Genomic DNA, 24,349 nt, shown 5'->3' with positions numbered 1-24,349 from the left:
TGCGAAAGCGGGAGAGTAGGACGCCGCCAGTTTTTATTAAAAGTCTCATACATGTACTTGTATGAGACTTTTTTTTGTGGCATACTTCAACTTCAACCAATACCCCAAATGAATGTAACACTATAGCTGTGTATATTAATTCCTTGTTCTCCCACAACTTTCTAGCTGGATGATGGGATCATCATTATAATAGGTATATATCAATCTTCAATCCCGGTAATAATGTATTGATGTAGCTGTGATGACTCCTTTTTCTTCCGACATTCTATCCGGCAAGTATCCCAATATTCTTTGCGCATGAAAGCTATATTCTATATGTTATACAATGATAGAGAGTTTATAGATTATTAATTTAGGATAAACTAAAAATGCCATCCCAATTGAGACGGCATTTTATATATTTTTATTGTAATATTTACTTAAACCTGAATTACTCCTAAATTAAATTTTTCCGTAATTGGAGAATGATTGGCAGCCTCAATTCCCATAGAAACCCATTTTCTGGTATCAGTAGGATTAATGATAGCGTCAGTCCAAAGTCTTGCAGCAGCATAAGTAGATTCCGTTTGTTTTTGGTATCTCTTAGATATTGTATCTAAAATTTCATCATGCTCTTCTTTAGTAATCTCTTTTCCTTGTTTCTTAAGTGTAGATTCCTGAATTTGGGCTAATACTTTTGCAGCCTGTGATCCTCCCATAACCGCCAGGTCAGCCCATGGCCAAGCTACAATTAATCTTGGGTCATATGCTTTTCCACACATCGCATAATTTCCGGCTCCATATGAATTCCCGGTTATAATTGTGAATTTCGGAACGACTGAATTGGAAACAGCATTCACCATTTTTGCTCCGTCTTTGATAATTCCTCCTTGCTCTGATTTTGAACCTACCATAAATCCGGTCACATCCTGAAGGAATAGTAAAGGTATTTTTCTCTGGTTACAGTTAGCAATAAATCTTGTTGATTTATCTGCAGAGTCAGAATAGATTACTCCTCCAAACTGCATTTCTCCTTTTCCGTTTTTTACGAGTTTTCTCTGGTTAGCCACAATTCCTACGGACCAGCCATCAATTCTGGCTGTTGCACAGATGATACTTTTACCGTAATCTGGTTTATATTCTTCGTATTCAGAGTTATCAACTAAACATTTGATAATTTCATAAGTATCGTATTGGTCAGCTCTGGAAACAGGCATGATCCCAAAAATATTGTCTGGGCTTTCCTTTGGTGGAAAACTTTCTATTCTATCAAAACCTGCCTTTTCGGTAGTTCCGGTAGATTTCATAATATTTTTAATTCTATTTAGAGCGTCTTTATCATCTTTAGCTTTATAATCTGTAACACCTGAAATAGAGCAATGAGTAGTAGCACCTCCTAATGATTCATTATCAATCGTTTCACCAATCGCTGCTTTTACAAGATAACTTCCGGCAAGAAAGATAGAACCTGTTTTATCAACAATCATCGCTTCGTCACTCATAATAGGAAGATAAGCTCCTCCTGCCACACAACTTCCCATAACGGCAGATATCTGGATAATTCCCATTGAGCTCATCTTGGCATTATTTCTAAAAATTCTTCCAAAATGCTCTTTATCAGGGAAAATTTCGTCCTGCATAGGAAGGTAAACACCGGCTGAGTCTACCAAATAGATGATTGGAAGTTTATTTTCCATCGCTATTTCCTGAGCTCTAAGGTTTTTCTTTCCGGTAATTGGAAACCAGGCTCCGGCTTTTACAGAAGCATCATTAGCAACAACAAGACATTGTCTTCCAGAAACATACCCCATAACAACAATAACTCCGCCGCTTGGGCATCCGCCATGCTCTTCATACATTTCATAGCCGGCAAATGCACCTATTTCTATGGAGTCTGATCCTTTATCGAGAAGATATTCAACTCTTTCTCTTGCTGTCATTTTACCTTCATCACGAAGCTTTTGAAGCCTTTTTTCTCCTCCACCTTTTTTTATTTCAGCAAGTAGTCTGTTTATTTCAGATAATTTTAATCTATTTTGATCTTCTCGTTTGTTGAATTCAATGTCCATAAATTTCAATTTTTTACGTCTAAAGATACTATTTTTAAAGGGAATGTAGATGAGTATAAAACGAATGTTTAATAGTTTGGTTCTCAGAAATTTGTGAAATATTTAACAGCAAAATGTTTTAAATGACAGAGTTTTTTTTTAACTTTACGCTAGAGTAGTGGATATGATTTTATCTGTTCATTGCTCTGTTCCTAGTTTATTTTTTTAATAGTTTATTATTTGAAAGCCCTGAAAGTTGAATAAATTTTCAGGGTTTTTTGTGTACTAAAGATCAAGAAGAAGATGAGCATGATTTTTATAAAATATGATGTCTATCTCATGAAAAATGTTAAAATTGAATGAATAGTTTTATATTGACGTAAAACCCATATTTTTTGCAGTATTTGTGAAAGCTATTTGTAAATTTGCATGTTAAAAATTTAAAGAACTTAGGATATGCATAAATTAGCACTTTTCAGATTGCATTTAATTGTCTTTTTGTGGGGGTTCACTGCAATTTTGGGAAAGCTAATTCAGGCGAATGCCCAGATTCTGGTATTTTACAGAATGCTGTTTGCTGCAGTATTTCTATTTGTATTCATAAGAGTTTTTAAAAAAGAGAGTATCAAGGTCTCGAAAAAGATATTTTTTCAGCTGGCTGCAATAGGAGTAGCGATGGCTCTCCATTGGTATTGCTTTTTTTATTCAATTAAAGTTTCCAATGTATCTATTGCTTTGAGCTGCCTATCACTCTCAACACTCTTTGCTTCTATTTTAGAGCCTATTATTTTCAAAAGAAAGATTGATGTAATGGAGGTCGTCATGGGAACCGTAATCGTGGCCTGTATCTTATTGATATTTAAAGCAGAATTCCAGTATAAAGAGGGGATTTTTTACGGAATTCTATGTGCTGTATTTGGAACCATCTTTTCGGTTTTCAATGGAAAAATGTTTGGAAAGACCAGTTCTGGGAATATTATATTTTACGAAATTTTCTGTGGATGGTTTGTTTTATTGATATTTTATTTGCTATCCGGACAAATTTTTCAAATGAATGAAATAAATTACAAGGATTTGGCGTTAATATGCTTGTTGGCAAGTGTTTTTACTGCTTTTCCTATGTTGGAATCAGTAAAATTAATGAAGTATATATCTCCTTTTACATTAATTTTAACAGTTAATTTAGAACCTGTCTACGGAATTATACTAGCTTTTTTTATCTTTGGAGAATCAGAGCATATGAGTCCTATATTTTATATAGCCTCAGCGGTTATGATATTGGCAATTGTTGTAAACGGATTGATAAAAGCCAGAAAAACAAAAAAACTTTAACTAAGCATCAAATTTATATGATGAAAAAATACTTTTTACTTGCATTTTTATTGCTATTTGGCCTGTCCCAAGCTCAAATTATCAGAAAATATTCCAATGAATTCTTAAATATTGGAGCCGGAGCAAGGGGATTGGCAATGGGGGGTGCTGTTTTGTCCAGTCAGGATGACGTCTATTCTCCCATGTGGAACCCGGCAGGTTTAATGTCTATTGAAAGAGACTGGCAGGGAGCAGCGATGCACGCAGAATACTTTGAATCGATTGCAAAATATGATTATCTGGCGTATGCCAAAGTATTGGAAGAAGGTGTTTTCGGAGTATCTGTGGTAAGACTTGGGGTGGATAACATCTTGAATACAACCCAAATGATTGATGCGGAAGGAAATATTGATTACGATAAAATTACAAAATTTTCTCAATCCGATTATGCAGCTATCCTTTCTTATGCCTTTCATCCTGCAGGAAATACGAAATTAGATGTTGGGGTGAATGCAAAGATTGTATATAGAAATGTTGGGAAATTTGCGAGTGGATATGGTTTCGGTTTTGATATCGGAGCGATTTATAAAGGAGATAACGGATGGAAATTCGGTGGAATGCTTCGGGATGCTACCACTACGGTAAACTTTTGGAGTATTAACCAAAAAGAGCTTTCAACAGTGGTAAACGGAGAGGAATTTAACCCTGCACCGAAAGATAAAATGGAACTTACCATGCCTAAATTAAACTTAGGAGCAAGTAAGGTATTCGAAATCAACAGCAGTGTATACGTTTTACCGGAAGCGGGTATTAATGTAGATTTTGCTAAAACAGCTGCGCTTGTTTCAACAGATTTTGCAAGTATTACGCCTTATGCTGGTGCTGAACTGGGATATCAGAAAATGATTTTTGTGAGATTGGGAATCAACAGATTTCAATCCATTACAGATATTGAAGATCTTAAAAGAAAAGTTTCTTTCCAGCCAAGTGCAGGTTTAGGAATACGATATAGAGGTCTTACGTTAGATTATGCGATTACCAACTCCGGTATTGGCGGATCTAATTTTTATTCTAATTTCTTCTCTCTTAAATTGGATATGGGAGAATTTAGAAATGATTAATACTTAGAATTAAAATTTAAAATCAATGAAAAAACTTGTAATAATTCTATTTTCTTTTTGTCTGACGCTGGTTTTTGGACAGAAGATTTCTGATTATAAATATATTTCGATTCCTGGGAAATTTAAAGATTTTCAGGAGGAATCCTATGGGTTGGATGGTGCTTTAATAAAAGTTTTACAGAGCAGAAGATATATTGTGATCCAGGGTGACAAAGAACAATGGCCTTCTGATATCAAAGGAAAGTATTGTAATGTAATTATTGCCAATCTTAAAAATGACAGTAATTTTTTAAGAAATAGATTATTGCTGGAGTTCAAAGATTGTAATGATAAAGTTGTATTTACCACTAAAGGAGTTTCTAACATCAAAGAATATAAAGAAGGGTTTCAGGATGCTTTAAAACAGGCTTTAGTATCTGTTCCAGCTTCTAACCCGACAGAAATTCAAGTGGTAGCAAATAATACTGAACAGCATAAAAATGAAAATGTAGCTTCTTCAGCAGTTGCAGAAAACAAAACTGGAAAATATACAAATGGGAAAATGAATCTGCAGAAAATACAAATTGATGGCAACCAGTTTATCTTAGCAGATCCTAATAGCTCTGTGCCATACGCAACATTTAAATTCACCTCTAAAAAAGATGTTTTCAAAGTTAAAATGGCTGACGGAAGTTTTACCATCGGTTATTTGGAGAATGGAGATATTGTGATTGATATTCCACAAGCGAACGGAGAATACTCTAAAGAAATTTTTTCCGGAAAGTAATAATTGAAAATTTATACAACATACAATAAGCTCTTGAAAAAGAGCTTATTTTGTTTTTTATGAGCATACCATGATGTGATGAATAAACTTAAGACTTTAGTTTATTGTTTAACTGATCTTGTACGCGTATAGTACAAATAAAAAGTGGTGTCTTTAAAGTAAAGACACCACTTTTTAAACGATGATATGTTGTTTATTTATTAAGGAAGTTAACAAGCTTAACTAGGCTGTCATCTTTATTAAATTTAATACTATTGGAATCAAAAAAATTATTCAATTCACGACTCTTTTCAGGATAAACTTCTAAGATATCTTTTTTAGTTTTGAGTAGTATATAAGTGTTTTTTTCTGTTTTTATGTAATAGGCAGGTTTAGACTCTTTGAAATTAGATGATGATTCCTCTTTTTTTCCATAACCTGTTGTTTTTTTTGGGTCTACAACAATATTTTCAATTTTGATATTAAGTTTCTTCAACAAAGAATTTTTTCCATCTGCTAATAAAATAAAATATCCTGGTTTATTGTTGTTTTCTATATCTTCTAAAACTAGAGTAACATTAGGATTTGCAAATTCAATTCTTGTATAAGGTTTTTGTTTTAGTAATCTATAGACTACATCTCCTTTTTTATATTCAATTTCATCAGCATATATGTCGTATCTCATCGGTGCGATTTCATTGCAGCAGGTTGCTTTTGCCTGTTTAAAAGCATCATTTAAAAATGGAGAACCTGTAATTTCCGAATATTTTAAAAATTCTTCTTTTGATGATGTGGTGGTCATTTGGTATCCCATCTCTTGCGAATAGCAAAGCTGTATTGAAATTAGAAGGAAAATGGTGATTATATTTTTCATGAAAAAATAGTTTTATTTGTGTAAAAATAAATAAAATGTTTGTTATCTTATTGATTTGTATTGAAAAACTCCCAAATTATTTTTGCTTTGCTTTTCCCCAGGATTTCTTCCAATGTTTCCAGGCTAGACTCTTTGATCCGTTTTACCGATTTCAGTTTTGAAAGAAGAAGTTCAATTGTTTTTTCTCCCACACCCGGAATTTCTTCCAGTTCAGATTTTATCGTGGAATTGGTTCTTCTGGTTCTGTGATGCTTAACGCCAAAACGGTGCGCCTCATCGCGGACTCTCTGCAGAATCTTTAGTGTTTCCGACTTTTTATCCAGATATAATGGAATAGAATCTTCAGGGAAGAAAATCTCTTCAAGCCTTTTTGCGATTCCTACAATCGTAATTTTCCCGTAAAGTCCTAAAAGTCTTAAACTTTTGACAGCAGAGGAGAGCTGACCTTTTCCACCATCGATCAGGATAAGCTGTGGCAGATTATCCCCTTCATCCAGCATTCTCTTGTAACGTCTGTAAATAACTTCCTCCATGGTGGCAAAATCATTGGCTCCTTCCACGGTTTTAGGATGAAAGATCCTGTAATCGGCTTTGCTTGGTTTTCCGTCTTTAAAAACAACACATGCAGATACAGGATTGGTCCCCTGAATATTGGAGTTGTCAAAACCTTCAATATGACGTGGTTCAACAGGCATTCTCAGTAACTTCTTCATTTCCGCCATGATCCTGTTGGCATGTCTTTCCGGATCCACAATCTGAACCTGTTTTAATTTTTCCAGACGATATTCTTTGGCATTCTTTTCAGAAAGCTCCAGAATACGTTTCTTGTCACCAACCTTAGGTACGATTAGTTTTACATTAGGGATTTCTACAGACAAGTGAAAGGGTAAAAGCACTTCTTTGGAATCAGACGCAAACTTTTGCCGAATCTCAATCAATGCCTCTTCCATAATATCTTCATCACTTTCCTCAAGTACTTTTTTGATTTCTGTGGTGAAACTCTGGATGATATTTCCGTTTCTGATTTTGAAAAAATTGACGTAAGCTGCAGTTTCATCACTCGTCATTCCAAAAACATCTACATCGTCGATATTAGGATTTACGACGGTGTTTTTCGATTGATAATTTTCAAGAGCATCCAGTCTTTCTTTAATCAGCTGTGCATTTTCAAACTGAAGAGCCGAAGCATATTTCATCATTTGATTCACCAGATATTCTTTTGCTTTTCGGAAATCACCCTTAATGATTCCACGGATAGCATCAATCTTTTCATCATAATCTTCCTTACTTTCCAGATCCTCACAAGGGCCTTCACAGTTTTTGATATGATATTCCAAGCAGACTTTATATTTTCCTTCCGCAATTTTGTTCGGAGAAAGATTTAAATTACAGGTTCTGAGTTTATAGATATGTTTAATGGTCTCCAGTAAAATTTTTGCAGGCCATACCTTGGCATAGGGCCCATAATATTCTGAACCATCTTTTATGACGTTTCTTGTTAGAAAAATTCTTGGAAACTCCTCATTTTTAATGCAGATCCAGGGATAGGTCTTATCATCTTTCAGCATGACATTATAAAATGGCTGATGCTCTTTGATAAGATTATTTTCCAGCAACAGCGCATCATATTCACTGTTGACAATAGTGGTCTCCAGCCGGTGGATTTTGCTAACCATTATTCTTGTTCTGTAGCCCGAAAGATTTTTATTAAAGTAGGAAAGAACCCTTTTGTTTAATTGTTTTGCTTTTCCTACATACAGAAGCTGATCGTTTTTGTCATAATAACGATAAACGCCGGGTTCGGAAGGTAAAGTTTTGAGCTGTAATTCTAAAGAAGGATTCATAACACAAAATTACGGAATCCTCCCGTTATTTAAAAGAATAAAAAAAGCTGTAGAATTTTCTACAGCTCTGTATTGAGTTATGGTTTGTTTTATCCGTTATGCATTTCAGTGTATTCATTGACTAAGAAGCTGAAATAATCCCATTCTACGGATTTTTTCGGATACTTTTTCATGAATTCAGCATTGTCACCGAAAAGAAAATCATAGTTATCTTCAAAATCATCTTTGTGAAGCCACATTATTTTATCTCCTTTTTTTACATAATAAGATTTGATAACGCCACCGCCTAACTGAGGAGAACCCATTACAGAAAATCCTCCGGTTTCCTTAGCTCTTGGATCATGGTACACAGAAATAATATTGTCAAATCCTGGGTTGATAACCTGCATCAGGAATTCTTTGTCATCCTTTTTATTTTTTAAAGAAACGGTTTGGTTAACAAAGTAAATACGGTCATTGCTAGTTCCTTTAGTCAGTTTTTTTGTGCTATAATTTCTGATGTTGCCAAAATATTTTGCTGTTTTTGCAATTTTTTCAGCATTGCTCGGATATACATACATTTCACTGATCTGATCTGCATTGAAAGCCATGCTTTTCTTTGAGATACTGTCTTTGATGGAAACTTCGTAGATCTGTCCTTTTTTAGTTTCAATGTTATTACAGAAGCCTTTATGGGAACTTCCGTCTTTTAAGATAATCGTAGATGTTTTCTTAGGTGACGGAGTGTTGAATCCTTCATTAAACAGATAGGTTTCCATTTTTTTGATTTCTTCCTTTGTGTATTTTACCTTTTGGGCAAAAGAAGATACGCTTGCAAGGCATAATGCAAGAAGTAGAGTTTTAAGTTTCATGAGTTATTATTTTTAATATCGGGGGCTAAAATAGTAAATTAAATAACTAGTTTTTATAAAAATATAGGACGCTGAAATTTAGTTTTTGCAATTATCGTTAAATGTGTAATTTTAAGGAAATTTTTAGCAATGATATACGGAGTAGATGTTTTCACTTTCCATGATGTTTTGGAAATTTGTAAAAAACCTAATAAAGCAAAACTTAATAAAGCGGCAAAAGAACAGATTTTAAAATCTCAGCAGAACGTTCAGAAAATTGTAGAGTCTGACAGATGTGTATATGGAATCAATACGGGTTTCGGTCCTTTGTGTGATACTAAGATTTCACCCGATGAAACAGCCCAGCTTCAATATAATCTGATCATCTCTCATGCAGTAGGAGTAGGAAAGCCTATTGATAAAGAGTTTTCTAAAATTATGATGATTGCTAAAGTTCACGCATTATCGAAAGGATTCTCCGGAGTTTCCCTTGAAGTTATCGAAAGATTGATCCTGATGCTTGAAAAAGATATTATTCCTGTAGTTCCTGAACAGGGATCTGTAGGAGCTTCCGGTGATTTGGCTCCGTTAGCCCATCTTGTACTCCCTCTTTTAGGATTAGGACAGGTGTGGGAAGGAAATGCTATTTATGATACTCTGGAGATCTTGGAGAAGCATCATCTTGAACCTTTAGTATTGGGACCCAAAGAAGGACTAGGATTAATCAACGGAACCCAGTTTATTCTGGCACACGCCATTAAAGGCTTAGAAAAATTTGAATACCTATTAAATTTGGCAGACATGACGGCTGCCATGAGTATCGAAGCCTATAGAGGTTCTGAAAGCCCTTTTAAAAAAGAACTTCACGATATCAGACCTTTTGAAGGAAGTAAAAAAGTAGCTGCAAGAATGGTTAAATTTTTAAAAGGATCTGAAAACATGAAAGCGCATGAAGATTGCGAAAGAGTTCAGGATCCTTATTCCATGAGATGTGTTCCTCAGGTGCACGGCGCCAGTAGAAATGCTTTTGAGCATCTTAAAAGTATGGCCGAAACAGAATTGAATTCTGTAACAGATAATCCAATTGTATTAAGTGCTGAAGAATCAATTTCAGGAGGGAATTTCCACGGTCAGCTGATGGCAATGCCTTTAGATTATGCAACGTTGGCTGCTGCTGAATTGGGAAATATCTCCGACAGAAGAAGTTATTTATTACTGGAAGGAAAATACGGACTTCCAAGATTGCTTACTGAAAGCTCAGGATTAAATTCAGGTTTTATGATTCCGCAATATACCTCTGCTGCATTAGTAACGGAAAATAAAACGCTGTGTTTCCCGGCTTCTGCAGATTCTATACCGACAAGTTTAGGTCAGGAAGATCATGTTTCTATGGGAAGTATTTCGGGAAGAAAATTTAATCAGGTTCTTGGGAATCTGGTCAATATTTTGGCGGTAGAATTAATGTTTGCAGCCCAGGGATTGGAATTCAGAAGACCATCAAAATGTTCAAAAATCATTGAAGATAACGTTGCCATCCTTCGTTCTAAAGTTACCAAGCTTGAAGAAGACCGATTGATCGGAAAGGATATGCTGGCTATCGCAGAATTAATTAACGAAAGAAAATTTATCGTTGAAATTTAATTATAACAATAACGGTTGTGTAATTGGATTTTTCCAATGTTAAAAGATAAATGATCAGGTAAAGCTCTCAATATTGAGAGCTTTACTATTTTAGTACTAATAAAAAATATAATATGATTATAAAAAGAACAGATTCTTCTGACATAGATTTTCAGAACCTTGTAAAATTACTGGATGCTGACCTGGCCATACGTGATGGAGATGATCACGCATTTTATCATCAGTTCAATGGGATTGATCTATTGAAAAACTGTGTGGTTATTGACCTTAACGGTACTGGAGTTGCTTGTGGTGCTTTTAAACCCTATTCCGATGATGTGGTAGAAATTAAAAGAATGTATACAGATCCTTTGAACAGAGGAAAAGGATTAGCTTCAAAAACGTTAAATGAGTTAGAAATCTGGGCTAAAGAATCCGGATATCAAAAATGTATTTTGGAGACAGGCATTAAACAGCCTGAAGCTATTGCTTTATATGAGAAAAGAGGATACAAAAGGATTTCCAACTATGGACAATATGCAGGAGTAGAAAACAGTGTCTGCTATGAGAAAGTGTTGTAAATCTTATTGATAGATTACATTGTAAAGTTTAGTTTTATTTTGATAGCATACAGATTGGTAATATTTAATTCATATTTGTGAGATTTATATTTAGGGTAAATTCTTATCTTGTTCTTCCAAACCAAAATAGTTCAACATGAGAAAAAATGTATTCTACCTTTTAGTCTTATTTTTTGTTTTGAATTCGTGTACTACGGAAGAATTCCAGAATGAAAATCCTAAAATTGAGATTTCACAAAAAGATCCCTTATCCGCAAAACAGATCAACGCAGAAATTAACCAATCCCTTAAAAGTAACGGTTCTTTCAGCTGGAGCAAAACCTCGGACCACTTTCTGTGGAGTGCCGTTTTCCAGGGAAATAAAGTTGCGTCTATAGGATTCGGAAACTCTCAAAAGGATTTTGACAGAAGCCTTTCTTCCAACAGTGGTGAGATTCAAAATGAAATTCTATCCGTTATCAAACAGTATGAAGGAAGAGAAGAAAGCAGGATTTTAATCGCCTCAGATCAATTTCTTAATCAGATCGATGTGGTGATCGAAAATCAGGAAACAATTATTGCTCTGCGCCGCATGAAAGCAATCCGTTATCTGGAGCCGGGAGATTATCATTATTTTGAAAACGAAAATAAACTTAACGGTACGGCAAAATCCAGTGGCTCTTCATCAGGGTGCGGTTTCGAATCGGAAGCTTTAAATGCAGCAGATTACACTTTTGTAACGCCTAATGCAAAAGTTCCATGGGCTTTTACCAAACATAACATTCCGGGAGCATGGAGCTACAGTACAGGAGCGGGAGTAACGATCGGTCTTATTGACAGCGGCGTTTCCTCTGATCAGAGCCTGTTGGGAAGCAGTTTTAACAATGGAGCATCTTCCGGAAGAACAATTACTAAAAAAGGAGTCTATGTAGATTCTGTATGGCCGTGGAGTACAGATACAGACGGAACTAACGATCAATGCGGACATGGAACAAGCATGGCATCGGTCATGACAGCACCAAGAAATACGACGGGTTTTCCTGTAGGAGTAGCGTATAATGCAAGTTTAATCGCATACAGAGCCTCATCCAACGTAGTGTTAGATGGCTATCATGAGCAGAGTGGGGTGAAGACAGCCTTTACAGAGCTTGGTAATACGACCAGCGTGAAAATTATCTCCATGTCTATGGGACATATTTTTTCAGTCGGGAAAATTGAGGATGGAGTAAAATATGCGTATTCCAAAGGAAAATTGATTTTCTGTGCAGGAGGAACTTCCACCAGTTTTACCAATTTTGTGGGTGTTATTTTTCCGGCATGGATGCCTGAAACGCAGGCAATAACAGGAGTAAAAGAGGGAACTTCCAATCAAAAATGTGATGTATGTCATTCCGGAAGTGAGATTGATTTTACCTTCCAGATGGAAAGAACATCAGGAAATTCAGTGCCTGTGGCAGGATATTATAATGCCCAGACTAAATATGTAGGCGGTTCTTCTGTTGCCACAGCTGCCACAGCAGGAATTGCTGCGCTGGTATGGGCTAAAAATCCATCATGGAGCAGAGAGCAGGTGCTTACTAAAATGAGACAGTCTGCAACGTATTATCCGGCCGCTGATGCCAATTATGGTTATGGAAACATCAATGTGCTAAAAGCCGTTCAGTAGAATATTAATTATAATCAGGAAGGAAATATCTTAATCTCCCAGCTGATAATCCAATGGAAGCATGTTTTCAATTTTATTTTTTGAAAAATCACCTTCATTGATCAGCAGATCCGGATTCGTGATATTTCCTTCTTTTGATATTTCAAATGTTTCGCCTTCAGAGTGGAGATAAGAAGATAGAGAAACGGGAACCGTAGTTTTGATGAACGCTTTTCCCTTACTTTCATAAAAATACTTTTGATAGTTCACCTGAAGCATATCATCAAAGCTGAACAGTACTTGGCTGCCATTTCTTTTTGTATAATCAGCATCAGGGATTTTTGACTTTGTTAAAGCCAGTGCGTAAGGTGTTTCTTTATTCTTTCTCTTTAAGATATCAGAAATGTCTTCAGGGATTTTTATAGTGCCGGACTTTTTCGTCATTTGCATGAAATCCTTCACCATATTCAGTTCTTCTTCTGTAGGATATTTTGGATTAGGAATCTTAACAATTTTATTGATGATAAAACCTTCTTCCGCAATTTTATTTTGGTACATACTTCTGAAAAAATGGAGGAGACTGCCATCAAAAGCATTCATTCTATTGAGTTTTACCTTATCCGAGTTTTTTGTTTCTTTAAAAAAGCTTGTTCCGCTATAATTGATCATATTCGTATTGAAATCTACAGAATAATTGATCAGGTTATACTGGATTTCGTATCCAAGGGTTTTATTTTCAATAATCAGGGTTTTGGGAGCCTTTACCTTCAGTAATTTATTCTTTTTATCAAATGAAAATTTTAATGTGCGCTGATTTTTGATTTTCACATTCTCTTTATCATATCCGATAAATGTATCCAGAAAATAATTGATGTAGTTTTTATAGGCCTCTTCGGTATAAGGAATCAGCCTTATTTCTTCAATCGCATTGGTTTTTATTAAGACCACTTTAAGCGTTTTGTTGATAAGTTCAGAAATGGTTGCCGTAAAAGTATCATAATCATCCTTTTGAAAAACAATGTTTCCCGTATTGCTGGAGGGAAGATTCAGGATAAAACTTCCGTCTTCTTTAGAGACTGTGCCGGTCTTACTTCCGTCTAAATAAATATGGGTATTGGGAACTCTCTGTCCAGATTCATCAACGACAGTTCCTTTAATGACTTGGGCAAAAAAGAGGTAAAAAGGAAGAAAAATAAGAAATAGTAATATCGTTTTTTTCATGGTAAACAATATTACTACTTTTTTAGTGATAAAAAAAGGAACCAATTATTTTTTGGATTATCCTATCCTTATGCTGGTCATACTCAATGAACCGCCAATGAGTTCATCGTTAAATAATACAAGTCCTTCAGACTCATCTTTCAGAGCTAGAGTATAGATCAAAGGAAGATAATGATCTGGAGTAGGAACGGCGTACTGCAAAAATGTTCCTTGTTTTTGATAGTCAATGATAGGTTGAAAATTGTCATCAAGCAGCCAGTTATTGGTTTTTTCTCTGGCTTCAATTGCCCAGTCCCAGCCGGCTCCAACCGTATCGATGTTTTTCCAGTCGATTAATCTTAAATTGTGCACGATATTACCACTCCCGATGATCAGTATTCCTTTTTCACGAAGTTTGTGTAATCTTTTGGCGAGATCAAAATGATACTGCGGTGGTTTTGTATAATCAATACTTAGCTGGATCACCGGAATATCGGCTTCAGGATACATGTGTTTAATCACAGACCATGCGCCGTGGTCCAAGCCCCAGTTGTGGTCTTCTTCCACCAGAGCCGGAGCTAATAATTCCACTGTTTCTCTCGCCAGTTCAGGATCTCCGGGTGCCGGATACTGTACATCAAAAAGTGCTTTAGGGAATCCCCCGAAATCATGGATTGTTTTGGGCATATCCATTGCCGTCACGAAAGTTCCTTCCGTATACCAGTGGGCGGAAATACATAAAATGGCATTGGGCTTTGGAATTTCCCGGGCCGCTTTTCTGAATCCCTGTACAAATTGGTTTTCTTCAATAGCATTCATAGGCGAACCATGGCCCAGAAATAAAACGGGCATTCTTTGGGTATTTCCAAAATTTTCGCTTATGTTTTGTAGATCATTAAGGTTCATAGAATGGAGTATTAAAAAAGGTTCAAGGCTTACAAATCCCTGAACCTTCTGATATGTTTTATGTGATCATCTGCCATGAGGGCAGATCATACGTTTTTGTTAATTATGCCTTTACGAACTGAAGCTCTCCTGCAATTTTTACATCGTCGCTTACCATTACGCCTCCGGCTTCAAGAGCAGCATTCCAGTTTAATCCGAAATCTTTTCTGCTGATTTTTCCTTCAAATGAAAATCCTGCTTTTGTATTTCCCCATGGATCTACATTGATTCCTCCGAAATCTACATCCAGTGTAATTGGTTTAGTAATTCCATTTACAGTAAGGTTTCCTGAGATCTTATCATTTAATGCCTGAGATTCGAAAGTGATGGTAGGATGTTCTTCAGAATTAAAAAATTCAGCTGACTTTAAGTGATTATCTCTGTCTGTGTTATTCGTAAATACAGAATCCGTTTGGATCGTTGCAGTAGTTTTAGCATTTGAGAAAGAATCGTCTTCAGCTTCAATTTCAGCATTGAAAGTTCTGAAGCTTCCTTTTACGTTAGAAATCATCATGTGTTTTACTTTGAAAGTAATTTCACTATGCGTTGGGTCTAGGTTCCATTTTGTAGCCATTGTATGTATTTTTTATTGTTATTTATAATGCAAATGTAGGATAAGGAAGAGGTATAAAACATTGATTTAGGATAAGAAATGAATGGGAGGTAAATTTCTTCCAGATTTGAGCGTCAGGATAAAAGATGTGAGACTATTTATTCAAAATATACAACTCTATTTCGGCTAGTAACCCAGCATAAATCTAATACCAAACACTATTAATAAACATCATCAACCGCCAACCATCAACCCATAAATCCAGACATTAAGGTAAGAATTTATTTTATGAATGCATTAATCCCATTTTATGAATATTTTATTTTAACAATTTTTAACGGCTGACTTTTATTTCTTATTTTTGAGGGATTCAATTATATACAATGAAATTATATAGATTTTCTTTATTGATGGTAGTTTTGGGTGGATCGGTTTTTGCCCAGACCCAAAAGTTTACGATGGCGGAAGCTGTGAATGGTCTGAGAACCAATTTGGCAGTGAAAAATATTTCTCAATTTTCATGGTCAGATGACGGTAAATCTTACATTCAGGGCGTTAAAGGTGGGTATTTGATTACCGATGTAAAGACTAACAAGCAGGATACGTTGGTTTCTCTGACTCAACTTAACAGACAGTTTTCGGATAATAAATTAAAAGCATTTCCTCAGATCAAATTCATCAACAATTCCCGAGGGTATTTCAATGCCAATGACCAAATGTACTGGATTGAAAAATCAGGAAGTGACTGGAAAGTAAAAACGACTGCTTCGCTGAATGAAAATGCTTCTAATATCAAATTTTTTGGTGATAACCAGACGTTTGCTTATACGGTAAAGAATAATTTATATATCAGTAAAAATGGGAAATCGGTTGCTGTAACCAATGAAACGAATGAAAACATCATCAGCGGACAGGCTGTTCACCGAAATGAATTCGGAATTGACACCGGAATTTTCCCGGCACCCAATTCAGAAGCAGTAGCTTTTTACAGAATGGACCAGACCATGGTCGCTGATTATCCGGTGATCGATTGGTCTGTAACTCCTGCCGTTAATCACAATATTAAATATCCAATGGCCGGAAGGGCATCTCATGAAGTGACTTTAGGTATATTTAATACCAAGGATCAATCTACCACTTTCTTAAAGGTTGAAGGGGAGAAAGACCAGTATTTAACAGCAATTACCTGGAGTCCGGATTCAAAATATATATTTGTAGGCGTACTGAACAGAGGTCAGAATCATTTGAAAATGAACCAATATGATGTGGCTACGGGGAATCTTGTAAAAACATTGTTTGAAGAAACCAACGATAAATATGTTGAACCTCAGCATCCTTTAGTGTTTTTCCCGAATTCCAATACAGATTTTATCTGGCAGAGCCAGAGAACGGGATATAATCATCTGTTTCATTACAGCTTAGAAAAAGGATTGGTTGCCCAGATCACAAAAGGAGACTGGCTGGTAACTGATATTTTAGGTTTTAACGAAAAGAAGAAGGAAATCTATTATGTATCGACTCAGGAAAGTCCTTTGGAAAGACATTTATATAGAATTAACTGGACGAATTTTAAGTCGCAGAGAATGGATAATGCTGCAGGAATGCATTCCGGTGTGTTGAGTGCTGACGGAAATCAGCTGTTCGATATGTATGCGAATGAAAGCACTCCGAGAGTAGCGAATATCATTAATACAAACACCTTAAAATCCAGCAATATTCTTACTGCTGAAAATACGCTGAAAAATTATCAGAGACCTGAGATCAAAAACGTAACCTTAAAAGCTGATGACGGAACTCTTTTATATGGAAAAGTGATTCTGCCAACCAATTTTGATCCGACCAAAAAATATCCAACGATTGTCTATTTATATAACGGTCCTCATTTACAGCTGATCACGAATACTTTCCCGGCATCCGGAAATCTTTGGTATGAATATATGGCCCAAAACGGATACATTATTTTTACAATGGACGGAAGAGGTTCTTCAAACCGTGGGATGAAATTTGAACAGGCTGTTTTCAGAAATCTGGGAACCACTGAAATGAACGACCAGATGAAAGGAGTGGAATATTTGAAATCCCTTCCTTATGTAGATGAAGATAAAATGGGTATCCACGGCTGGAGCTTTGGTGGATTTATGACGACAAGTTTCATGCTTCGTCATCCTGATGTTTTCAAAGTGGGGGTTGCCGGAGGTCCTGTCATCGATTGGAGCATGTACGAAATCATGTATGGTGAAAGATATATGGATACACCACAGGAAAATCCTCAGGGATATGCAGCGGCTAATTTATTAGATAAAGTTCAGAATTTAAAAGGAAAATTATTGATGATTCATGGAGCTCAGGACGACGTTGTCGTTTGGCAGCATTCTATAAAATTTATTAAATCTGCGGTAGACAATGGAGTTCAACTGGATTATTTTGTATATCCCGGACACCCACATAACGTTATCGGAAAAGACAGAGTACATCTGATGCAGAAGGTAACAGATTATTTTGATCAGTATTTAAAGAAATAATAATATAATCCAGCCGATAAGGCTGGATTTTTTTTGTCAGAAAATTCAAACAATTTGCAATCTGAAGATTTGTAATATTAGAATTATTATGTTATGTTGACAAGAATTGATTGGAGCATACTTCCGTTCTTACCAAACATCAATGCTTTTCATTGCTGAGTTTCGTATTTTTGATCTATATAAAATGTACAGATATGGAATTAGGAATAGGAATGTTTGGCGACTTAGGAGTTGACCAGACTACCGGAAAATATAGAGATGCAGGAGTAAAAATCCGTGAAATTATCGAACAGGTAAAAAGAATGGATGAGGTAGGAATTGATGTTTTTGCGATGGGAGAACATCACCGTCCTGACTATGCAGTGTCATCTCCTGAAATAGTATTGGCAGCTGCGGCAAGTGTCACGAAAAATATAAAATTAGCAAGTGGTGTTACGGTGCTAAGTTCATCAGAGCCTGTAAAAGTATACGAAGATTTTTCAACATTAGATTTGATTTCCGATGGAAGAGCAGAAATATTCGTTGGAAGAGGAAGCTTTATTGAATCCTTTCCTTTATATGGATATTCTCTGAATGATTATGAGCAGCTTTTTGATGAAAAATTAGAACTGCTGTTAAAAATAAACTCAGAAGAAAACGTTACCTGGTCAGGACAGCTTCGTGCGCCGATGAGTAACCAGACCGTTTACCCAAGAGCAAAAAACGACGGGAAATTAAGCATCTGGAGAGCAGTAGGAGGTACCCCGCAATCTGTTTTGAGTGCAGCCCAGTTAGGAATGCCTTTAGTGGTTGCAATTATTGGCGGAATGCCGATTCAGTTTAAGAATTTAGTTGAATTCTATAAACAGGAATATCAAAAAGCCGGGCATGATGTATCCAAAATGCAGATCGCGATTCACTCTCATACTTTTGTAAGTGAGGATCAAAATGTAACCGATGGATATTTTCACAATTATAAATCACAGATGGACAGGATAGGCGCTTCCAGAGGCTGGGCTCCCTATACCAAAATGCAGTATGACGGTGGAAGAGCGAAAGACGGCGCATTATTTATTGGAAGTCCTGCAGAAGTTGCTGATAAAATTGCTTACATGAAAGAAATTTTCGGCATTACAAGATTTATTGGCCATATGGACGTTGGTGATCCGGCTCATGACATCATGATGAAATCCATCGAATTATTTGGGGAAAAAGTAAAACCAACCTTAAAGAATCTATAAAATTAACCCTCCGACAGCTATTGTCGGAGGGTTTTTATTTGTATTTTGAACCTGAAATGCTACGGATTTCTGTATAAATTCTCACAAAGCCTCATAATAAGAAATCGCTACCTGCGGATGAAAAGCGAACATAAATGTTTCAAAAGCACTGTTGGCCTCAGTGTCTCTGCTCAGAAGATATGTATTGTTGATGATATCAATTAATAACAGTTCCGGAGTATAAAACGTAAGTCCAACCTTATGTTTGGATGGATCCTCAGTATGAGAACTGATGAGGTCCAGCCTGAAGTTTTCCACCGGAAAAAAAGTACTTCCCAAAACATCGGGAAGACTTTTGATGACTCCATTCAGCTGAGAAACATAATTAATTACACTGGAACTCATTAAAAAAGGGATCTGTTGGGCATGAGGATTCTTTTCCAAAAGTTCCCAATAATTTTTTGCCGGATTTTCTTTGCTGTCGAAAACCTGATGCTGCACCTTATATTCAAAATAAGTATCTTCAAAAATATATTGATCCCACGCCATAGTGGAATTCCTATCGATTACAATTCGGAATGCGAGTCTGATCTTAGCTTTCATATTTCTAATAATTTTAAGAGTATATCGATTGAATAAAAAAAGGGCAGCTTTCAACGTCTGCCCTGCTACAAACATAAATGATATGAAAAAAAATCTAACACTTAAAAGTGTATTAATGAACTATGACTTTAAATGTTTCTATACTTGTTTTTTTGAATACTTTTTTTGACGGATTTTATTAAACTTCCAGTAAGAGCAAAAGAGCATTCTCACTTAATGCTTCGAATTCCAAGATTTCAATTTCTTTGATGATCACAGCGTCTCTTGCTTCCAGTAACATATTCTGAAATTCAAAAGCTCCATTGAGGACCAATCCAAATAAAGTGTTTTTTGGATGATATAATGAATATTCCTGTTCCTGTCTTCCTTCATAAAGTCCTATGAAATTTGGATATTCCAATTGATTGGAAATAGGAATAAGTGTATTTTGATCTCTGATATTTACTTCTTCAACTGAAAAGAAATGATCAGGCCTTTTGCTTTTTAATTCTAAAATCAAAATATCTGCTTTTTCATCAGCCAGATTATTTTTTAATGTTAAAAAATGGCTTTCTTTTGATTGTACTATGAAAACCTGTTCCGAAGTAATAGGTTTTTTAAAATCATTGATAAGGATTTCACCATATAGAACAATAATCAGAACACTGCTGTCACGCTGATAGGTAAAATGATAACGTCCGCCTTCATCGAATACCGTTTCAACGACATTTCTCAGGTTCAGATTTTCCTGTTCAGAAACCATTGTATTCACAACGCACGACTCTTTCTTTTTCCAGACTGAAAGATCAGCTTTAATTATTTTTGAAGCACTTTGAACCAGCATAATTGTAATTTTTAAAAGGATTTATTGTTGAAGTTCCTGTATTACACGGATAAACACGGGATATTCAATTCACTTTTTGTGCAGACCGTGTAATAAACAGGATGAATAAAAAAGCGGTAACTGGCAGCAGCATGTATTTCAATCTTCAGCATGATGTACCGCTTATTCAACAACTTCTTAATTTAAGCCGAAACTTTTATGGTGTGGGTCAGAGCGAAACCTCCGCTTACGCTTCCTGAAATACTGGACATTTCATTGGAGGTTCCATCACTGAACACGTTATCATTCGAATTATAAGTATAACCGCTCATCCCTTTATACCCGGTGCTTGCACCAACCTGTACCACAGCACTGTCAGTTCCTTCCGGAAAAGCAATTTGGGTAACCAGCAGAGACTGCCCTGTAGAACTATACACATGAACATGGATGTGAGTAGCTCTTCCATTATACCATCCCGGAAAAATAGAAGTAAAAGCTACTTTCCCCGAAGCATCCGTAGTCTGTCTGCCTCTTAAAAAATGAACTGTAGTATAATTGGTAGACTGCATACCAGTTCCTCCATATTCAGAATAATTTCCATCCTTATCACAATGCCAGATATCTACAAAGGCACCCTGCAGACTGGCGCAGACAGCGTTGACGTTTTGAATGAGTAGGGTAATCGTTAAGGGAACACCGGTTCTGTCGCTTACAATATTGTTTTGTACAAGACTGGAAGGCGTTTTTGTAGGAAACGGTCCTTCAGTTTCAGAATTGGTTACAGAACATCCTGTAGTGGTAGATCCTGAACCTGAGCTGGAACCTGAGGAGCCCGAAGAAGATGAGCCGGAAGTATCATCATCACTTCCACAATGGATCAGTATTGGTGCAGCAATAGCGGTTACTCCTGCTAACCCCAGGCTTTTCAAAAATCCTTTTCTGTTCATTGTTTTCATAATATGTGGTTTTAAGATTAAAAATTAAAAGATGATCTACTACTTAGATGCTGTCTTTTTGAGTTTCTTATCCCAAATGTATTGTCAAAATACCCACAGAGGAAATTTATGAGGTAAACAGATAAAATGTGTCGGTAAACGGCTTTGGAAGGATCTTTTTTTAAGAAAGCTTTAAGATTATTTGCTGACGATCTTCATCACATCATCTTTGTAGGTTTCGCCGATAGGAATGATGAAATCTCCAATATGGATATTCCGGTTGACAATAGTTTTGATGTCGTCGACAGGGACAATATAAGAACGGTGGACCCTTATGAAATCTTTTTCAGAAAGCTTTTCCATAATATTTTTCATGGATGAACGTGCTGTAATTTTTGAGTGGTCTTTCAAGTGAATCTGGATATAATCATCAAGGCCTTCAATCAATTGAATATCATCGAAATTAATTTTATGCAGCTTATAATCTGCCCGGATCGAAAGATGTTTGATACTGTCGTTTTCAGGATTTATTTTTACTTTTTCAACGGCACTTTTAAACCTTTCAAAAGAAAAAGGTTTCAATAAATAATCTACGGCATTAAGACTGAAAGCGTCTACAGCATATTCCGAATAGGCAGTAGTGAAGATCACTTTGGTATTCTGGGGAATGCTTTTATAGAAATCCATTCCGTTTTTGGAAGGCATTTCGATATCCAGAAAAATCAGATCTACAGGGAATTTGTTGAGGTATTTTTGAGCGTCGGTCTGCGTATTGAATATTTTTTCCAATGAAAGGTTTTCAATTTTTTCAGCATAATTCTCAATGATCTTTAATGCAAGAATTTCGTCGTCCAGGGCAATGGCTTTTATCATATTGGGTTATGCTAAATTAACTTTCAGGTCCACATCGTAGGTTTTTCCATCGTTATTGATGGTTAACGTATATTTTTCAGGATATACCTGATCCAGATGTTTAATGGTATTTTTTAATCCTATTTTCAGGCTGTTTTCATCAGTCGTTTTTTTACTCACAATATAATTAAAGACAGAAAAGCTTAAGACGTTTTCCTGAACAACTGCTTTGATAGAAATCTTTGAAGTTTCTTCCGCATTAAAGCCATATTTAAAAGCATTTTCTATAAAATTAACCAATATAAACGGAGCGATTTTCAGATTCTTTGTGTCGCCGATCTCTGTATAAGAAAAATCCAGACTGCTGTCGGTTCTTACCAACTGAAGGGCAATGTAGTCTTTTAGATACTCAAACTCTTTGTCTAGTTCCACAAAATCTTTACTGCTCTCCTGAACCACATACCGCATCACATTGGAAAGCTTTAAAATTCCATTAGGAGCATCATCTGATTTCAATAACGCTAAAGAATAGATGGAATTTAAAATATTAAATAAAAAATGGGGTTGAAGCTGATACTTTAAATTTAATAATTCTGTTTTGGCTTTTGAACGTTCAAGCTCCTTTTTCTCATTATTTCTAAAAATGAAAAGTGATGATAAAAATGAAAATAAAAATGGAAGAAGAGAAGCGAAAATCATCTGGTAAAGAGACCCTTGGTTTCTCGGGCCGGGATTTTCAAAAGAAGGCCTGCTGCCGATGGGCGGAGCCGGTATATTTCCATTGGGCGGGGGAGGGGTGGATAGAGATGAAGGCCCGGTAGAAAAAATATGTTCAGAGATAAGGTAATACGGAATGAATACAATAATTCCGAAACTGATTAAAATACATAGGGTAAAAGGCAGGTATTTTTTTTTAGCATATAATTTCGGAAGGAAGATGCTGAGGTTTAAATAAAAAAAGATAATGACCAGAGCAAACCGGATAAACTCCCTTTGAAAAGGAGAAACCCTGAATACAGACAAAGTCCCGTCGAAATCCGGAGAAGAGACGATTGGAATGGTCAAGAGCAAAGGAATCAGGATAATATGAGGCCACAGCTTTTTCATTAAACGAAAATATAAAAAGTTTGAGAGATAAAGGCTAAGAGGAATTTTATTTTTGCATTGCCCTAAAGTGTAACCCACATAAGATAATGGCAGCATTGAAAAGCACAGTCATCAATTTTATCACTATTTTTGCAAAAAAAAACATGCAGCAACCCAAAGATCCTTTACACGGAAAAAGACTCGATGCCATTCTTGAAGAATTGGTGGAATATTACCAGGGGTTTGAGAAACTGGGCGAGCAGATCAATATTAAATGCTTTACAGATAATCCAAGCATCAACTCTTCATTGAAGTTTCTCCGTAAAACAGATTGGGCCAGAACCAAGGTGGAAAGTCTCTATCTCTTTATGCTGAGACAGAAAAAAAGAGACGAAACAAAGCCCGGAAAGTAGAATGCAGGATATTGTTTTAAGGTTCTTCTTTTAGCACTTTTCCTATAAATAATCAAAATAGCAGTATATTTGCCGCTATTAATCGTGAAAAGTTTCACGAAAAAAAAGAAAAAATATGATAATTGAACACAATCATGTTGTAGCTGTAAGTTACATACTTCACACTATCGAAGAAGACGGAAGTAAGATTCTTGTAGAAGAAACAACACCAGAAAATCCACTTACATTTTTGTACGGTGTAGGAATGATGATTCCAAAGTTTGAACAAAATATCCTTGGTTTGAAAGCGGGCGATAAAACAGCTTTTACCATTCTTCCTGAAGAAGCTTATGGTGAAAAACAGGATGATGCCATCACGCAATTGCCAATTGATATGTTTAATGAATCTGGGATTCCACCGGTTGGAGTTATTTTACCTTTGTCTGATAATCAAGGGAATAATTTTCAGGCATTTGTGGTAGAAGTTACACCGGAAGCTGTAGTGGTAGACCTTAATCATCCAATGGCTGGGAAAGTATTAGATTTCCAGGTGGAAATTTTAAATACACGTCCGGCAACGGAAGAAGAATTAGCACATGGCCATGCTCATGGAGTGGATGGTACAGATGCTCACTAAAATATAATATAAATGTCCGTTTTTACGGACATTTTTTTTGTAATTT

The 24,349-nt window shown here is 35.9% G+C and carries 22 protein-coding genes; 10 read left to right on the top strand and 12 right to left on the bottom strand.

Features of this window, described 5'->3' with window-relative positions; genetic code table 11:
- Positions 1 to 419: 419 nt before the first annotated feature.
- Positions 420 to 2,048 (bottom strand): acyl-CoA carboxylase subunit beta, encoded by a 1,629-nt coding sequence (locus tag SB679_RS17700; protein ID WP_410703601.1) that lies wholly within the window; start codon positions 2,046 to 2,048, stop codon positions 420 to 422.
- Positions 2,049 to 2,483: 435 nt separating this feature from the next.
- Here SB679_RS17700 and SB679_RS17695 point away from each other — a divergent pair, with 435 nt between their 5' ends.
- The 3 genes from SB679_RS17695 to SB679_RS17685 are packed head-to-tail and all read left to right on the top strand — an operon-like array spanning position 2,484 to position 5,225.
- On the top strand, positions 2,484 to 3,359 hold the full coding sequence (locus SB679_RS17695) for a DMT family transporter (RefSeq protein WP_410703600.1): 876 nt from the start codon (positions 2,484 to 2,486) through the stop codon (positions 3,357 to 3,359).
- Positions 3,360 to 3,376: 17 nt separating this feature from the next.
- Complete coding sequence (locus tag SB679_RS17690) at positions 3,377 to 4,459, top strand: PorV/PorQ family protein (RefSeq protein WP_410703598.1); 1,083 nt, start codon at positions 3,377 to 3,379, stop codon at positions 4,457 to 4,459.
- Between the two features lie 25 nt (positions 4,460 to 4,484).
- Positions 4,485 to 5,225, top strand: a complete 741-nt coding sequence (locus SB679_RS17685; protein ID WP_410703597.1) for a hypothetical protein — start codon at positions 4,485 to 4,487, stop codon at positions 5,223 to 5,225.
- 193 nt (positions 5,226 to 5,418) lie between these two features.
- On the opposite strand, the gene SB679_RS17680 is transcribed toward SB679_RS17685, so the two are convergent.
- The 3 genes from SB679_RS17680 to SB679_RS17670 form a co-directional block, all read right to left on the bottom strand.
- Entirely contained in the window at positions 5,419 to 6,078 is a 660-nt protein-coding gene (locus SB679_RS17680; RefSeq protein WP_410703596.1) for a hypothetical protein, read from the bottom strand.
- A gap of 47 nt (positions 6,079 to 6,125) precedes the next feature.
- Entirely contained in the window at positions 6,126 to 7,922 is a 1,797-nt protein-coding gene (gene uvrC / locus SB679_RS17675) for an excinuclease ABC subunit UvrC (protein ID WP_410703595.1), read from the bottom strand.
- 89 nt (positions 7,923 to 8,011) lie between these two features.
- Positions 8,012 to 8,773: a hypothetical protein gene (locus tag SB679_RS17670; protein WP_410703594.1), complete on the bottom strand. Its 762-nt coding sequence runs from the start codon at positions 8,771 to 8,773 to the stop codon at positions 8,012 to 8,014.
- 129 nt (positions 8,774 to 8,902) lie between these two features.
- On the opposite strand from SB679_RS17670, the gene hutH reads away from it, so the two are divergent.
- From hutH to SB679_RS17655, 3 genes are all read left to right on the top strand, one after another.
- Positions 8,903 to 10,393: a histidine ammonia-lyase gene (gene hutH, locus SB679_RS17665; RefSeq protein WP_410703593.1), complete on the top strand. Its 1,491-nt coding sequence runs from the start codon at positions 8,903 to 8,905 to the stop codon at positions 10,391 to 10,393.
- A 113-nt stretch (positions 10,394 to 10,506) separates the two neighbouring features.
- A complete protein-coding gene (locus SB679_RS17660) occupies positions 10,507 to 10,953 on the top strand; it encodes a GNAT family N-acetyltransferase (protein ID WP_410703591.1) in 447 nt (148 codons plus the stop codon).
- A gap of 136 nt (positions 10,954 to 11,089) precedes the next feature.
- A complete protein-coding gene (locus tag SB679_RS17655; protein WP_410703589.1) occupies positions 11,090 to 12,598 on the top strand; it encodes a S8 family peptidase in 1,509 nt (502 codons plus the stop codon).
- A gap of 30 nt (positions 12,599 to 12,628) precedes the next feature.
- Here the strand turns inward: SB679_RS17655 and SB679_RS17650 are convergent, their stop codons facing one another.
- The 3 genes from SB679_RS17650 to SB679_RS17640 all read right to left on the bottom strand — a co-directional run bounded on the left by SB679_RS17650 (position 12,629) and on the right by SB679_RS17640 (position 15,296).
- Positions 12,629 to 13,798 carry a carboxypeptidase-like regulatory domain-containing protein gene (locus SB679_RS17650; RefSeq protein ID WP_410703587.1) on the bottom strand — a complete coding sequence of 390 codons (1,170 nt, stop codon included), beginning with the start codon at positions 13,796 to 13,798 and terminating at the stop codon, positions 12,629 to 12,631.
- Positions 13,799 to 13,855: 57 nt separating this feature from the next.
- On the bottom strand, positions 13,856 to 14,683 hold the full coding sequence (gene ygiD, locus SB679_RS17645; RefSeq protein ID WP_410703585.1) for a 4,5-DOPA dioxygenase extradiol: 828 nt from the start codon (positions 14,681 to 14,683) through the stop codon (positions 13,856 to 13,858).
- A 103-nt stretch (positions 14,684 to 14,786) separates the two neighbouring features.
- The gene (locus SB679_RS17640; protein WP_317742099.1) at positions 14,787 to 15,296 is read right to left on the bottom strand and encodes a YceI family protein; all 510 of its coding nucleotides are present in this window, start codon (positions 15,294 to 15,296) and stop codon (positions 14,787 to 14,789) included.
- A 362-nt stretch (positions 15,297 to 15,658) separates the two neighbouring features.
- Between SB679_RS17640 and SB679_RS17635 the strand changes: the two genes are divergently transcribed.
- Together SB679_RS17635 and SB679_RS17630 are read left to right on the top strand one after the other, a co-directional pair.
- On the top strand, positions 15,659 to 17,797 hold the full coding sequence (locus SB679_RS17635; protein ID WP_410703583.1) for a DPP IV N-terminal domain-containing protein: 2,139 nt from the start codon (positions 15,659 to 15,661) through the stop codon (positions 17,795 to 17,797).
- A gap of 194 nt (positions 17,798 to 17,991) precedes the next feature.
- The gene (locus SB679_RS17630; protein WP_410703581.1) at positions 17,992 to 19,017 is read left to right on the top strand and encodes an LLM class flavin-dependent oxidoreductase; all 1,026 of its coding nucleotides are present in this window, start codon (positions 17,992 to 17,994) and stop codon (positions 19,015 to 19,017) included.
- An 81-nt stretch (positions 19,018 to 19,098) separates the two neighbouring features.
- Here SB679_RS17630 and SB679_RS17625 read toward each other — a convergent pair whose 3' ends face one another.
- The 5 genes from SB679_RS17625 to SB679_RS17605 all read right to left on the bottom strand — a co-directional run bounded on the left by SB679_RS17625 (position 19,099) and on the right by SB679_RS17605 (position 23,295).
- Entirely contained in the window at positions 19,099 to 19,599 is a 501-nt protein-coding gene (locus SB679_RS17625) for a hypothetical protein (protein WP_410703579.1), read from the bottom strand.
- A gap of 178 nt (positions 19,600 to 19,777) precedes the next feature.
- Positions 19,778 to 20,422, bottom strand: coding sequence for a hypothetical protein (locus SB679_RS17620; RefSeq protein WP_410703577.1), 645 nt, complete (start codon positions 20,420 to 20,422; stop codon positions 19,778 to 19,780).
- 182 nt (positions 20,423 to 20,604) lie between these two features.
- Positions 20,605 to 21,357: an intradiol ring-cleavage dioxygenase gene (locus SB679_RS17615; protein ID WP_410703575.1), complete on the bottom strand. Its 753-nt coding sequence runs from the start codon at positions 21,355 to 21,357 to the stop codon at positions 20,605 to 20,607.
- Between the two features lie 177 nt (positions 21,358 to 21,534).
- Positions 21,535 to 22,209, bottom strand: coding sequence for a LytR/AlgR family response regulator transcription factor (locus SB679_RS17610; protein WP_410703573.1), 675 nt, complete (start codon positions 22,207 to 22,209; stop codon positions 21,535 to 21,537).
- 6 nt (positions 22,210 to 22,215) lie between these two features.
- Positions 22,216 to 23,295, bottom strand: a complete 1,080-nt coding sequence (locus tag SB679_RS17605) for a sensor histidine kinase (protein WP_410703571.1) — start codon at positions 23,293 to 23,295, stop codon at positions 22,216 to 22,218.
- A gap of 143 nt (positions 23,296 to 23,438) precedes the next feature.
- Between SB679_RS17605 and SB679_RS17600 the strand changes: the two genes are divergently transcribed.
- Both SB679_RS17600 and SB679_RS17595 read left to right on the top strand, forming a co-directional pair.
- Positions 23,439 to 23,687: a VF530 family DNA-binding protein gene (locus tag SB679_RS17600; protein ID WP_034712576.1), complete on the top strand. Its 249-nt coding sequence runs from the start codon at positions 23,439 to 23,441 to the stop codon at positions 23,685 to 23,687.
- Between the two features lie 115 nt (positions 23,688 to 23,802).
- On the top strand, positions 23,803 to 24,303 hold the full coding sequence (locus SB679_RS17595) for an FKBP-type peptidyl-prolyl cis-trans isomerase (RefSeq protein ID WP_410703569.1): 501 nt from the start codon (positions 23,803 to 23,805) through the stop codon (positions 24,301 to 24,303).
- The last annotated feature ends 46 nt before the right edge of the window (positions 24,304 to 24,349 follow it).

The sequence above is a fragment of the Chryseobacterium sp. SIMBA_029 genome, from assembly GCF_046535275.1.
Classification (GTDB): domain Bacteria; phylum Bacteroidota; class Bacteroidia; order Flavobacteriales; family Weeksellaceae; genus Chryseobacterium.
Note: the sequence above shows the minus strand (reverse complement) of the source record. Positions and strands in the feature narration are given on the sequence as shown.